General features: G+C 40.3%; 11 protein-coding genes. 5 read left to right on the top strand and 6 right to left on the bottom strand.

Annotated elements, in window-relative coordinates:
* Nucleotides 1-2 precede the first annotated feature (2 nt).
* Entirely contained in the window at nt 3-401 is a 399-nt protein-coding gene (locus EHR07_RS00140; RefSeq protein WP_135743196.1) for an Hsp20/alpha crystallin family protein, read from the top strand.
* A gap of 81 nt (nt 402-482) precedes the next feature.
* Here EHR07_RS00140 and hisC read toward each other — a convergent pair whose 3' ends face one another.
* Genes hisC through EHR07_RS00125 form a run of 3 tightly spaced genes read right to left on the bottom strand, consistent with a single transcriptional unit; the run spans nt 483 to nt 4,407 of the window.
* Nucleotides 483-1,577, bottom strand: a complete 1,095-nt coding sequence (gene hisC, locus EHR07_RS00135; protein WP_135743195.1) for a histidinol-phosphate transaminase — start codon at nt 1,575-1,577, stop codon at nt 483-485.
* A 4-nt stretch (nt 1,578-1,581) separates the two neighbouring features.
* Complete coding sequence (locus tag EHR07_RS00130) at nt 1,582-3,084, bottom strand: 2-isopropylmalate synthase (protein ID WP_135743194.1); 1,503 nt, start codon at nt 3,082-3,084, stop codon at nt 1,582-1,584.
* A gap of 24 nt (nt 3,085-3,108) precedes the next feature.
* Nucleotides 3,109-4,407, bottom strand: coding sequence for a hypothetical protein (locus EHR07_RS00125; RefSeq protein WP_244288889.1), 1,299 nt, complete (start codon nt 4,405-4,407; stop codon nt 3,109-3,111).
* Between the two features lie 68 nt (nt 4,408-4,475).
* Here EHR07_RS00125 and EHR07_RS00120 point away from each other — a divergent pair, with 68 nt between their 5' ends.
* Nucleotides 4,476-4,814, top strand: a complete 339-nt coding sequence (locus EHR07_RS00120; protein ID WP_135743192.1) for a VOC family protein — start codon at nt 4,476-4,478, stop codon at nt 4,812-4,814.
* On the opposite strand, the gene EHR07_RS00115 is transcribed toward EHR07_RS00120, so the two are convergent.
* A complete protein-coding gene (locus EHR07_RS00115; protein WP_135743191.1) occupies nt 4,793-5,563 on the bottom strand; it encodes a glycerophosphodiester phosphodiesterase in 771 nt (256 codons plus the stop codon). The genes EHR07_RS00120 and EHR07_RS00115 overlap by 22 nt on opposite strands.
* A gap of 9 nt (nt 5,564-5,572) precedes the next feature.
* Entirely contained in the window at nt 5,573-6,283 is a 711-nt protein-coding gene (locus EHR07_RS00110) for a queuosine precursor transporter (RefSeq protein ID WP_135743190.1), read from the bottom strand.
* 143 nt (nt 6,284-6,426) lie between these two features.
* Between EHR07_RS00110 and EHR07_RS00105 the strand changes: the two genes are divergently transcribed.
* A complete protein-coding gene (locus tag EHR07_RS00105) occupies nt 6,427-8,001 on the top strand; it encodes a glycosyl hydrolase family 18 protein (protein WP_135743189.1) in 1,575 nt (524 codons plus the stop codon).
* A gap of 1 nt (nt 8,002) precedes the next feature.
* Entirely contained in the window at nt 8,003-9,043 is a 1,041-nt protein-coding gene (locus EHR07_RS00100; RefSeq protein WP_135743188.1) for an L-threonylcarbamoyladenylate synthase, read from the top strand.
* Between the two features lie 8 nt (nt 9,044-9,051).
* On the opposite strand, the gene EHR07_RS00095 is transcribed toward EHR07_RS00100, so the two are convergent.
* On the bottom strand, nt 9,052-10,686 hold the full coding sequence (locus tag EHR07_RS00095; protein WP_135743187.1) for a S49 family peptidase: 1,635 nt from the start codon (nt 10,684-10,686) through the stop codon (nt 9,052-9,054).
* Between the two features lie 40 nt (nt 10,687-10,726).
* Here EHR07_RS00095 and uvrA point away from each other — a divergent pair, with 40 nt between their 5' ends.
* Nucleotides 10,727-13,618, top strand: coding sequence for an excinuclease ABC subunit UvrA (gene uvrA / locus EHR07_RS00090; RefSeq protein WP_135743186.1), 2,892 nt, complete (start codon nt 10,727-10,729; stop codon nt 13,616-13,618).
* The last annotated feature ends 4 nt before the right edge of the window (nt 13,619-13,622 follow it).

Genomic DNA, 13,622 nt, shown 5'->3' with positions numbered 1-13,622 from the left:
TTATGAATACACTCACACAAGAAAACAATAGAGAACTTACAGAAAAAGTTGAAGAAAAAGATCAAAAACAATCGATTCGAGTTTACTCTCCCAATGTGGATGTAATGGAAACAGAAGAATCAATTTTATTCCGAGTAGAAATGCCTGGAGTGGACCAATCTTCTGTGGAGATTTCGATTGAAAAGGATCAATTGATTTTGGAAGGAAAGTTTGTTCCGCCGGCAGAACCGAGAGGCCAGGTAAGACTTGCTGAATATCGGGAAGGAAATTATTTCCGTAAATTCACAATAGGCAAAGCCATTCATTCAGACAAAGCAATTGCAAAAATGAAGAATGGAATTTTGGAACTTACGATTCCTAAAATGGAACCTAAAAAAACTAAAATCGAAATTCAGAAGTAAAACTCCCAATTGGTGTTTGGTAAATTCCAGTGGAAGTGAAATTAAATCCCGGTTGTCGAATGAGGCATCCGGGTTTTTTATCTAGAGTAACTCTTGAATGTTTTCTAATAGTTTTTTATTTTCTTCTTTTGTTCCAATCGTAATTCGAATATAATCTTTGGAAATTCCAGTGGAAAAATACCGAATGAGGATGTTTTTTTCTTTTAATCGCAAATACAAACTCTCCGGTGAGGCACCTAACTTCGGTTTGCAAAACAAAAAATTTGTAGATGATTTGGGGATCTCAAAACCAAGAGACTCTAGATCCTTTTTTAACTTTTCTCTTTCCTCAATCACAAGAGTTCGTTTTTCCAAAAAGTATTCTTTGTCCGCATAAGAAGCTTCTGCCACAACTTGTTCTAAAATTCCCACATTATAAGAATCTTTGAGTTTGCGGATCCAGGAAATAACTTCCAGGGACCCAACTAAATACCCAACTCGAAGCCCGGCGAGTGCGTAAGATTTCGAGAAGGTTCTGGAAACCACTAAATTGGGATGGTTTTGGATTTCAGAGATCAAACTAGAGTTAGGCTCTGTAAAATCAATATAAGCCTCATCGGATAAAACTATACCGGAAAAATTTTTTACTAAGTTTAAAAGTTTTTCTTTGGGTTCTTCCACACCAGTAGGTGCATTGGGATGAGCAAAACAAAGTAGTTTTCCTTGTTCTTTTTCCAAAGATTCAAAATCAAAATGTAAGTCGGATTTAAGCGGAATGGCTTTGTAAGTAGCTCCCACCATCATCTGTTCGGTAAGAACCGGATAAAAGGAATAGGTTGGGTCCGGGGCAACGACCACATCTCCTGGGCCAATAAGGGCTTGGAATAACAAACGTAAGGCTTCATCAGATCCATTGGTGACCAATATTTGGTCCGGGTCTAAATGATAGTCTTTTGCAATCATTTCCTGAAGTTTTCTTCCGTGGTAGTTGGGATACTTTCGTAAAACACCTGTCTCCAAAACTTTGTCTACAGCTTCTCTGATTTTAGGAGAAGGTGAGTAGGGGTTTTCGTTCGTATTGAGTTTGATTGTTGTTGTACTGAGGCCCGGTTGTTCCCCCGGTGTATAGGGTTTGTAAGTGAGTAGTTCCTTACGCACCAGGGATTCGATCGAAAAAAGTTTGGTTTCGGTTTTCATAAAATCACAACCGGTTCAAAGCATTGATATAGGCTTTGGCACAAGCTTCAATGATATCGGTAGAATCCCCTTTGCCGACCACCCTACGTTCACCATCTTCTAAAGTGACTGATGCTTCAGCCATGGCATCCGTTCCTTCCGTTACAGGTGAGATGACAAGTCTGGAAAGGAGTGGAGAAAGACCAGTGGCCAAATTAATCGCTTTAAAGATACTGTCTACTGGACCGTCTCCATGGGCTTCGGCAAGTTTTGTCTCGCCTTTGATAAACAAAGAAATTTTGGAACTCGGAGTTTGGTTGGATCCTGTATTTTGTTCAAAAGAAAGAAGACGGTATTTTTCTTCTACTTGCGACCTACTGATCTCTGCTTGAAAAAGTGCTGCGATGTCTTCATCGAAGACTTCCTTTTTTTTATCAGCAATCTCTAGGAACCGGTTGTAAGCATTGTCGATTTCTTCCGGTTTGGGATCAAATCCCATACGAATCACTCGGTCTTTGAAACCTGCTCTTCCGGAATGGCGTCCAAGAACCATACGATTGGATTTGAGCCCCACAGATTCCGGAGTCATAATTTCATAGGTTTGTCTATTTTTAATTACACCATCTTGGTGGATTCCAGATTCATGCGCAAATGCATTGGCACCCACAATCGCTTTGTTAGGTTGGACTACCATTCCTGTGATGGTCTTTACCAAATGAGATCCGCGAGTAATGAGAGTAGAATCAATTTTTGTTTCTACACCAAAAGCATCTTTTCTGGTTTTCAGAGCCATCACCACTTCTTCCATAGCTGTGTTTCCGGCTCTTTCTCCGATTCCGTTAATTGTACATTCAATCTGGCGACCACCAGCAAGAACGGTTGCTAGAGAGTTAGCCACAGCAAGGCCTAGGTCGTTATGGCAATGCGCAGAAAAAATCACTTTGTCGGCTCCTTTCACTTCTTTTTTTAAGAAACGAAAGAGATCCATATATTCTTGTGGGGTTGTATAACCCACAGTGTCAGGAATATTGATGGTAGTGGCACCTTCTTCGATGACAGCTTCGACTAACTCGCGTAAGAACTCCCATTCGGAGCGAGTGGCATCCTCTGGGGAAAATTCTACATCGGTGACAAAGTCTCTAGCCATTTTCACAGCCACTCTTGCCATCTCTAATACTTCTGAGGGAGACTTACCCAATTTATGTTTCATGTGGATGGGAGAAGAGGCAATAAAGGTATGAATGCGTTTTTGTTTGGCAGGTTTTAGGGCATCACGAGCTGCTTCTAAATCAGGTCGAAGGGCACGGGCCAACCCGCAGATGATAGGACCTTCAATTTCACGGGCGATTCGTTCCACTGCTTTGAATTGTACGGGAGAAGAAACTGGAAATCCTGCCTCGATGATATCTACTTTCATCCGAGCAAGGTGTTGGGCAATTTCCACCTTTTCATCTTCGCTCATAGCGGCCCCTGGGCACTGTTCCCCGTCCCTTAAAGTAGTATCAAATATGCGTACGTAATCTTCCATCTACTTCCAGATCATAGGTTCGCTTCACTCTGTCAAGTGCGTATGGAATGCACCCGTGATCCAGTGGTAAGGTTTCCCGTCTTTATCTATAGGAATGGGAGATTTTCTCCCTTCACTCCAAAACCGGATGGGTTTTTCTAAATCGTAAGCGACTTTTGTTTCGGTGATTTGGGAGAAGTTGGCCTTAGTTTTTTCTCTGGGAAATGGAAAAAAGAAAAGCATCCCTCCCATACAAAGAAGAATGAAAAATAGACCTTTCCGATTTCCTTTTGGAATCAGTTGATTGAGAACCCAGGTGATACCAAAAAACCCCAAAAACCAGAGAGGGAACAAATACCGAATGGGATAAGGATGGAGGTAGGTAAACCTTCCCACTAGGAGTAAAAGCACAAGAAGGATCGGAAAAAACACAAGGAGAAGATGTTGGATTAGTTTGGGGAATCGAGTAAAACCCAAAAAGACAAATCCGACTAAAATGAGAAGGGAGCGTCCTTGGTAAAATATATGTTTTGCAAAATCAAAAAGATAGGTTCCCGAAAGTTGTATGATTGCGGAAACATTCCATTTAGTAAGGTAGGTAAATAAAATTTGGAAACTATTGGGTATGGATACAATGGCCTTGAGTTCAAAAAATACAAGTTCACCTAAGATCAGGAAAATGAGAGTGAGGATCCAAAACCTTTTTGTTTGAAAGTATGATAATCGTTCTCTGAGTGTTAATTTTTCATCCCAAATTCGAACCACAAAAAAGGCAATGACTCCGAGGACAAAAGAAAAACGATCTGAAATATATAGTAATTCAAAACTAAAGAAAAAGAATAGAACTAAGGGAAATGGCAAAACGAAAGAAGGAGTAAAATTCTTTTTATCTTTTTCTTTCTCATTTAACAAGGAGTATAGATAAAGGGAAAGCAAAAGGGAAAAAAAGAAACCCGTGCTATGGTGGGTTCCCGAAAGAAAATAAACCAGTGGGAGAGGTCGGTCACCAAAAAAAGATCCCAGTAGAGAGAAAAAAATAAATAGGGTTTCAAAAAGATAAAGAAATTGGAATGATTTTGTTTTGTTTAGATACTTCGATAGAAAAATAAAAATTCCAAGTAAAACCAAAGCCATTTGGGTGGCTCCATAAAAACTAGGTAGATATAAAAAAGGAAAGATCGGATAAAGGATAAGGTATAGAAACAAATCAGGAAATAAATAGGGAGATGGGGGAAGATACCAATGTCTAATTCCAAGACCTGTAACCAAATCCTTTAAAAGTAATGGAAGATACAAACTATCGGCAGAATGAAGTGGTTCAAAATAGATCGTTTCGCATAACAAGAAGTTTGCTATAAAAGATACAGTAAAAAATAAGAAATAGGAAAATATAGAGGGAAACCGGGGGAACATTGGATTTACAATTTTATTCTTACAACTTAGACGGAGGAGAAAATACAACTCTTCCCGCTCGGTTTTACCAATCGTTTTTAGGAGCGACAGTTCTAAAAGAAAGTTTTGGGCATTCAGAATTGAAACTTAAGTCAGGAGAAACTCTAGTCTTTTCTAAAAATACAGAACATTGCCCTGTACGCCCAGGAACCATCACCATTCGTTGTGATCACTCCATAAAGAACCACCCCCAGTTTTCTGATTTAAAGTTAGTCCAAAAAGTGCCAGAGAAGAATTATTCCTTATGGGAAGATCCCTGGGGAAACTGGGTTTGGATTTATTTTGTAGATTCTAAGTAAGTTGCCAATCGGTCAGGATAATCTGTGATAAGACCTGCGACTCCTGCCATAAGGAGTTCCTTCCATTCTTCTTCCGTATTGGGTGTATAAGGAATCACCAAAAGAGATTTTTCCTTAAGTTCCTCTACAAATGCCTTAGAACAGGCAGAAAAGTGTGGTAGGATCAAATCTGGTTCATAGTCCATATAATTCTTGTTTAGCGAATCTCCTTTTTCTAAAAGAAGTCCACGTAATACTTCTGGTTCTTCCTTTCTGATTAGATCCACTAGATCCCAATCAAAACTACTCACCCAGATTCGGTTTGTTAAATTCCATTTTCGAATGAGTTTCACAAGTGCAAGGGCCAGGGTCTTTCTTTCTTCTGGGTTTCCTACACTTTTCATTTCAATATCAAAGACTGTGTTCTCGGGAAGAGTTTGGATCACTTGGGAGAGTGTAGGAATTTGTTCCCCTTCAAAGGCTTCGTCAAAAAAACTCCCCGCATCCAGTTCTGCTAAGTCGCGGTATTTATATTCAGAGACTTTTCCTTCACCGTCTGTCGTACGATCCACAGTAAAGTCATGGATGACCACAAGTTCCCCAGAAGCACAAAGCATGGTATCCAATTCAAAAAAACTCGTGGATTCAGCTCCCACAAGAAAAGAAACAAGGGTGTTTTCTGGTGCCAGGCCCCTAGCCCCCCGGTGGCCAATATTGGCAGGGACATTTCCTAAAATGGATTTTAATCTTTCAATTCTTGGTTGAAACATTGTATTTACTTACCCTGGTTGGATGGTGGACTCCAAACCTTCCTCTTCCATAGCCGCTTTAAACATTTGTTTTTTCAATGTTTCTCCTAAATAACGATCAATGTAGATATGGATGCCATAAAGAAGTGGTGTGATGAGGATGGCCACTCCCAATTTATATAGAAAATTTGTATTGGCTATGGAGACAAGTTTGGAAACTGGATGGTATTTTCCAAGGGCTATGAAGATGACCACATAGGAGTCAATCAGTTGGGAAATGACAGTGGAACCTGTGGCCCGAAGCCAGATATGTTTACCTCCTGTTTTTTTACGAAGAAAATGAAAGGTATGGAGGTCAATCATCTGGCCAATCACATAAGCAATGATGGAGCCGAGGATCACAAGACCGGAATTGGCAAATACTCGTTCGAAAGAAGCATCATCGATGGGTGACTCAGGACTTGCCGGAATTTGGATATCGATCACGATCAGAAGGTAAGCAAAACCAATCATTACCATCCCAAGAAAGGTCGTGGCACGAACGACTTTGCGACCATAATATTCGTTCAGAAGATCTGTGATGATAAAGGTAACAGGAAAAGGGATAACCCCCATTGTCATGGTAAACCCGAAGGCAAAAAATAATTTACTACCTGTGAGTTCGGCAAGAAGGAGAAAGGTGAGAAAAAAACTAAGAAGAACCGTATAAAGAATCACCGGTTTTTGTTTGAGAAGATGCATACTATCTTTTTCCTTTCTTTTTAATTTCGACTAGGAGAGATTCCTGGCTAAAAAATTATGGGATGAGAAATAGATAGTGAGTTCTTTTAATATTCTCTACTCTTTTTTTATTATAGGAACGATAATCATACTAGAAGTAATTTATGTCCGAATTCGAAAACCCATCCACACCCAAACGTCCGCTGTCCAATGCAGCTAAATATACACTTTTATTTGCCTCTTGGGTGTTTCTTTCTGCGATCTCCTTTTATTTAGGAATGAATCTGATCCAAAATGATGGAACGGCTCTTGTTTTAAAAGACACTGCCAAAGCTGGAAATGCAAACCCTAGTGTTGTAGAAGCATCCACTCCTTCTCTCGGAACTCCATCCGAGATGGAAACCAAGGAAAACACTGAATACCAAACAAACACCGATACCCCAGAGGAATCTGTGGAACTTCCTGGTTTTGTTCCTGATGATAACGTAAGTTTCCGTTCCTCTGCTTGGTCCACTGATTGGACAGCTATGAAAAAGACAGTCCATCTTTACAATGAAATACATCCCTTTATTTATACGATGAAAGGTGGGCTTTCCAATAATGGGGAACTTATTTCTAGTTGGTCCAGTTCTTCTAGAAAAGAACGAGTACAGGAACTTCGTGCACTCAATCCGAAAGTTAAAATCATTCCGACCATCTTTCGTTGGGAAAATCCAAAAGAAAAAATCCAAGAAAATATTGGGATGGGGGGACGTAACGACATCCGTGACCACCACATCCAAGTCATAGTAAATGAAATTATGACTTATGGTTATGACGGGATCGATATCGATTATGAAGGGATGTCTTGCGATAAAAAAGAAAAGTTTGAAGAGTTCTTTGTTCTCCTTGCTCGTGAAGTTCATAAAAAAGGAAAACTCATTTCGGTTGCAGTGCACCCCAAAACTCCTGCGGAAAAAAGTAAAAAGAAGGAACTCCAATGCCGAGGTTTATCAAAACCAATAGCACTAGACTTCCGTGAAAATTGGAGAGGACCTACCACCCATGATTATGCTTTCCTTGCTAAACACGCAGACCGAGTCAAAATTATGGCTTATGAACTCCATCCAAGAAAGTACCATAACCCAGGTCCAGGCCCCCAAGCACCGAATGTTTGGTTGAAAGACATTATCACTTATGCGAAAAAGAGAGTGCCAACACATAAACTTTATATGGCGATTCCTACTTATGGTTATGACTGGGCACTAAATTGTAAATCCTCTGCCAAAGCCATCTATCATTCCGATGCCCAAAGGATCAAGGCAGGGACACATAAAAATCGCCAACCTACTGACATCAATCGTATCTTAAACGAAGAAAACAAGGTGGCAAGTTGGAGAAATTTATCTAAGTTTTCAGACATTCATAAAAACCGCGCTTACGAAGATCCTTCTCTTTGGTATACCAGTGGGGGATGTGATCGTGTGGCTTTTTATATGAACCGAAAAGCCTTTGAAGAAAAAATGACACTTCTACGAAAATACGATTTAGGGGGATTTTCTTTTTGGCAACTTGTGACTGACAATGATCCTGAAATCAATGTGTATTTGAGTAAACTAGTCCAAGGCCAACTTCCTCCTGTAGAAAAAGCAAAAGAGGAAGAAGAACCAAAAGAAGATACGGCAGTTCCCGCCAATGATACAAAAGAAACATTAAAAGTATCAGAATCCAAATCCAAATCAAAAACAAAAAAGTTTTAAAATGAAAACCTTAATCTCTTCGGATGTACGTTTGCTTGCGAACCTCATCCAAGAGGGAAAGGTAGTGATCTTTCCCACAGAAACAGTTTATGGGATTGGAGCCTCTACTAAAAACGAAGCGGCCTGTCTTCGGGTATATGAAATCAAAGGTAGACCCAAAGACAATCCCCTGATTGCCCATTTTCCTTCGATTGAAGCCATTGAAGAGTCCTGCGTGTTAGGGAATCTCGGTCGAAAGTTATTAGAAAAATTTTCACCGGGACCACTCACTCTCATTCTACCTAAAAAAGACAAATCGTTATTTCCTAAGGAATTGGATACTCTTGCGGTGCGAATTCCAAAAAATCCTGTCATCCGCGAATGGATTAGACTGACCGGTGGACCCGTATCTGCACCTTCTGCCAATCTATCCGGTCGACCTTCTCTTACCAAACTAACGGATGTTGTGCGATACTTTGAAGGAAAGGTGGATGGAATCTTAATTGAGGAAGAACCTAGTTTCGGAATTGAATCCACAGTGGTGAGTTTAGTGGGAGAACATCCAACGCTTCTCCGACCTGGATCCATTGAATCCGAAGAGTTAAAAACTCTCCTTCCCGACCTTGTGGTTCCGAATCTTTTCGAAACTTTACCCGTCCTGTCTGTTTCCCATGTCCCTTTAAGTCCAGGAACCAAATACAAACACTATGCACCCTCAGCCCAAGTGATTTTGGCTTCCAGAGATGAATTTATCCATAGTTTAGAGGTAGGATTTGATCCCAAAGATACGGCTTGGATTGGATTTTCTATCGCTGACAAACTAGGGAAAGGAAATCTTTTTTCCGAAACAAAGGAAGCCGTTGCCAAAAGTAAAGAAGGGCTTTCGAAATTCGATCATTTTTCTCTTGTGTCGACAAACGAAGAGTATGCGTCCAAACTCTATGCTTTTTTTGAGGCCTGTGATCTATCTAAAATCCAAACCATTATTTGTGAAACACCGAAACTGGGCAGAGGGTGGGAGGGTTTACGAAACCGGCTCGAAAAAGCCTCCCGTAGAAATTAAAACAAAATTTACTTTCTATTTTTCCAAAAAAGTCGCACGGGACTTAACAGTGATACTTCATTAAAAGATTCTAGAAATTTTAGTTCTGCCATTAGTCCCCCAAGGATTGGGATTTTATTTTTCAAATTATAAGCCGGGAGTTCCTCGGTTAAGATGATGGGTTTTCCACCTAACCTTTCTTTGACTTCATGAACCGCATCCAAAAGTCCACCAAGAGAATCGACAATTCTGTTTTCTACAGTCGGTAAATACACGCGGCCCATTCCAATTTTTGGCATCTCTTCCAAAGGAATTTTCCTTCCTTCGGAAACTCGGCGGTAAAATAGACCTTCGGTTTTTTTGATTTGGGATTCCAAATATTGTACACTTTGTTTGGAGAGGGGTTGAAACTCGGAATGGATGTCGCGGAATGGATAGAATCCAACTGCTTCTTTATTTAATTGGAATTTTTTGTATAACTTCTGTAAGTTGGCCCGGATACTCACCGCTCCAATGGAACCTGTGATACAAACTGGAGAGGCTGTGATATGATCCACCGCCGAACCAAGGTAATACCCACCACTGGCTACTGTGTCTTTGAAGTAAGCAGTGACGATTTTAGTTTTTTTCAACTCCATAATTTCCTGATGGATTTGTTCGGAATAAAAGGCAGACCCACCGGGTGAAGAAATTTCTAAAATAACGGCTTTTATTTTTTTATCTTCTGCCAGGGCTTTTAAATTGGGGATTAGAGAGAAAGCTTCGATTTTACCGTTTTCTCTATTTTTATGGAGATAATCTCCGCCGGTAATCCCTCCTTCTAAGGGAAGGATAACCACTTCCGCTTTTCGTTTGGGAAGGATCTTGAATTCTTTTATAGAATGATGGAGGTTAGGATAATTGGCAGAAAACAATTTTCTATCTTCAGAAGAAAATTCATTTTCTGATTTGATTCCTGTAATGACACCAGCTGACAAAAGTTCGTCTGCCGAAAGGATTGGTTTGTAAAATAAAGATTCTAAGGACTTCTCTCCATTGGTAAGGGCAGAAAGTAATACTTTTCTTAAATCCAATATGAGAGTTTCTAAATTCTTTTTTGCCTCTTTTGAAAATTCTCCTCTAGTGAAACTTTCAGCAAAAGATTTATAAGGTCCGGATGCAAAGGCTTGGACTTCAATTCCCCAGGTTTTTAAAAATTTACCAAAAAACATGGGTTCGGCGCTCGGAAGTAAAACCATAAATTCTGATTCAGGAGCCAAATATTTTTCTGTGGCCGCTGTGAGGAGAAGTAAAGTACCAACCCCACCTTCCTTGGCAAAGATCCTTACTGTTTTTCCAGATTCCTTTATGGAAAGGATTTGGTTTCTGACTTCATAAAATTCCGAAAGAGTCCATTCGAGTGGTGGCAAAAAAATATCGAGAGTTTTGATTTTTCCGTTTTTTTGGATGAGTTTTAAGAGGATGAGAAGTTCCAGTCTAGTGACTGTTTCCTCTTTCCCCTGCAATTTTTTGACAAAATAGGATTTGTATGAATCTTCAAAAACAGCAGGGAATTCCAGTTCAAACACTTCACGACCCGACTGAAAAATTAGGCTTAGACGTAGGTAAATCTGGTACAGAAGCCGGAAGGGAAGGAAAATGATTAAAAAAAGAATTCGAAACACGTAAGATCCTCTTCCGTCATTTCTTAAAATTCTTTCCAGAATGAAAGAGGAAAACAAGCTATCCGATGTGGATTCCTTTATTCGTATTCGTGGCGCTCGTGAACATAACCTTAAAAACGTAAATCTTGATATCCCCAGGGACAAACTTGTGGTCATCACTGGTCTTTCCGGTTCAGGAAAATCTTCGTTGGCTTTCGATACCATTTATGCGGAAGGGCAACGAAGGTATGTAGAATCACTTTCCAGTTATGCCCGGCAATTTCTTGGGCAAATGGAAAAACCAGAGGTTGACCAAATTGAGGGTTTAAGCCCTGCCATCTCCATCGAACAAAAAACAACCCATAGAAACCCTCGTTCCACGGTCGGAACTGTAACTGAAATTTATGACTATTTACGGCTGTTATATGCTCGAGTAGGAAAACCACATTGTCCTAAATGTGGAACTCCCATTTCCAGTCTCTCGGTGGATCAAATTACAGACCGAATCAATTTATTTCCCGAAGGAACCAAACTCCAAATTATGGCCCCTGTCATCCAAGGGAAAAAAGGGGAACACAAAGAAGTCCTCGAACGTTATAAAAAAGAAGGATTCAATCGGGTGCGAGTGAATGGGGAAGTGTATTCCCTTGAAGATGAAATTCCTTTAAAGAAAAACTTCAAAGCCGATATCGACATCGTTGTGGACCGGATTGTGATGAAACCTGGAATCCAATCTCGGTTGTCAGATTCGGTAGAGACTGCCTTAAAAACTGCCGAGGGGATTGTGGTTGTAGAAGATGGAGAAAAGGATCATCTTTTTTCACAAAAATTATCCTGTCCGAAATGTGATGATGTGAGTATCCCAGAACTCACTCCGAGATTATTTTCCTTTAACTCACCTTTTGGTGCTTGTTCCAATTGTGATGGTCTTGGTGCCCTCTTGGAATTTGATGAATCCCTTCTTGTCACTGATCGTGAAGCCTCTTTGGCAGAAGGTTGTATTGAGGCTTGGGGAGGCTCCAAATCCAATTCCTATTGGTATATGGCCACCATACAAGCGTTATCTAAAAAATTAAAGTTCAATTTAAATACAGCATGGAAAGATTTGCCTGAAAAAGTGCGAAATACCATTTTACATGGTGATTCATCCATTCATATTGATTATGATTTTCGTGGTGCCAATTCCCATTATGAATTTTCCAAAAACTATGAAGGTGTGATTCCCAACCTAAAACGCCGTTACAAAGAAACCAAATCAGATTCTATGCGCCAATGGTTTGAATCCTTTATGACCAATCACGACTGCGATGAGTGTCATGGAAAACGCCTTCGCCCAGAAGCATTGGCTGTCAAAGTCCAAGGGATTGGAATCGACGCCTATACTGGTTTCTCCATTGAAAAGGCCTTGGACTTTACCAAATCCTCTGAATACAAAGGGGCAGAAGATACCATCTCCAAACCCATCTTAAAGGAGATTTTACAACGACTTCATTTTTTAAATGATGTGGGCGTTGGGTATTTGAATTTAAGCCGGGCCGCTGGAACTCTATCTGGTGGAGAAATGCAAAGGATTCGCCTTGCGACCCAAATTGGTTCTCGCCTAATGGGTGTTTTGTATATCTTAGACGAACCATCCATTGGGCTTCACCAAAGAGACAATACCAAACTTGTGCAAACCTTAAAAGGCCTCCGTAACTTAGGAAATACCGTCCTTGTGGTAGAACATGATAAAGAAACCATGGAAGAGGCAGATTTCATTGTGGATATGGGGCCTGGGGCAGGTGTGCACGGAGGAGAGATAGTTTCTTTTGGAACCCCAGAGCAAATCAAAAAGGACAAACACTCCGTCACAGGGAAGTTTTTATCAGGCGAAAAAAGAATCTCCATGCCGGAAACGCGGCGTGTAGGAAATGGAAAGTTTTTAAAGATCACAGGGGCTACACATAACAACCTAAAGAATGTGGAAGTTTCTATTCCGCTAGGGACACTCACAGTTGTCACAGGGGTTTCCGGTTCCGGAAAGTCTACTCTCATCAATGAAATCCTTTATAAGGAACTGGCCAGTTCTGTGATGGGAATGAAATTTGTTCCAGGAAAACACAAAAAAATTCTAGGCAAAGAACAAATTGATAAAGTCATCAATATTGACCAATCGGCTATAGGTAGAACTCCTCGTTCCAATCCGGCAACTTACACTGGTTTGTTTACATTTGTAAGAGATTTATTCAGTGGACTCGAAGAAGCAAAAGTTAGGGGTTATGGCCCCGGGCGATTTAGTTTCAACGTAGCTGGGGGGCGCTGTGAAAAATGTGAAGGGGACGGAATCTTAAAAATCGAAATGCATTTCCTTCCCGATATTTATGTGGAATGTGAAGTCTGTAAGGGAAAAAGATACAACCGTGAAACCTTAGAGGTGAAATACAAAGGAAAACATATCTCCGATATTTTGGATATGACAGTCGAAGAAGCTGTAGTTTTTTTCGAAAATATCCCAAACCTCAAACGAAAACTAGACACTCTGATGGATGTAGGACTTGGTTACATCAAACTGGGACAAGCTGCCACTACTTTTTCTGGGGGAGAAGCGCAAAGGATCAAACTTTCTACTGAACTTTCGAAAAGACCAACAGGCAAAACTCTCTATATTTTAGATGAACCAACAACAGGCCTTCACTTTGAAGACATCGAAAAACTCCTCTCGGTTTTGCAAGTGCTTGTAGACAAAGGAAATTCGATGGTCATCATCGAACATAACTTAGATGTAATCAAAGCAGCAGACTATATCATAGACATTGGCCCGGAAGGTGGGGATGGAGGTGGCGAAGTGATCGCCACTGGGACTCCAGAAGAAATAATCACCGTAAAACGTTCGTTTACTGGTCAGTACCTGAAAAAAGTTTTGGAAGAAGAAAAGGCTCTCGATGCCAAATTTTCTAAAAAGAAATCTAAGTAAATTT

The organism is Leptospira bandrabouensis, assembly GCF_004770905.1.
Lineage (GTDB): Bacteria > Spirochaetota > Leptospiria > Leptospirales > Leptospiraceae > Leptospira_A > Leptospira_A bandrabouensis.
This window is presented reverse-complemented; position numbering and strand designations above follow the sequence as displayed.

What these genes read in the sequence shown, in the direction of transcription:
- hisC (WP_135743195.1), bottom strand. Translation starts at nt 1,577, where the DNA reads ATGAAAACCGAAACCAAACTTTTTTCGATCGAATCCCTGGTGCGTAAG.
- EHR07_RS00140 (WP_135743196.1), top strand. Translation starts at nt 3, where the DNA reads ATGAATACACTCACACAAGAAAACAATAGAGAACTTACAGAAAAAGTT.
- EHR07_RS00130 (WP_135743194.1), bottom strand. Translation starts at nt 3,084, where the DNA reads ATGGAAGATTACGTACGCATATTTGATACTACTTTAAGGGACGGGGAA.
- EHR07_RS00110 (WP_135743190.1), bottom strand. Translation starts at nt 6,283, where the DNA reads ATGCATCTTCTCAAACAAAAACCGGTGATTCTTTATACGGTTCTTCTT.
- EHR07_RS00105 (WP_135743189.1), top strand. Translation starts at nt 6,427, where the DNA reads ATGTCCGAATTCGAAAACCCATCCACACCCAAACGTCCGCTGTCCAAT.
- uvrA (WP_135743186.1), top strand. Translation starts at nt 10,727, where the DNA reads ATGAAAGAGGAAAACAAGCTATCCGATGTGGATTCCTTTATTCGTATT.
- EHR07_RS00115 (WP_135743191.1), bottom strand. Translation starts at nt 5,563, where the DNA reads ATGTTTCAACCAAGAATTGAAAGATTAAAATCCATTTTAGGAAATGTC.
- EHR07_RS00100 (WP_135743188.1), top strand. Translation starts at nt 8,003, where the DNA reads ATGAAAACCTTAATCTCTTCGGATGTACGTTTGCTTGCGAACCTCATC.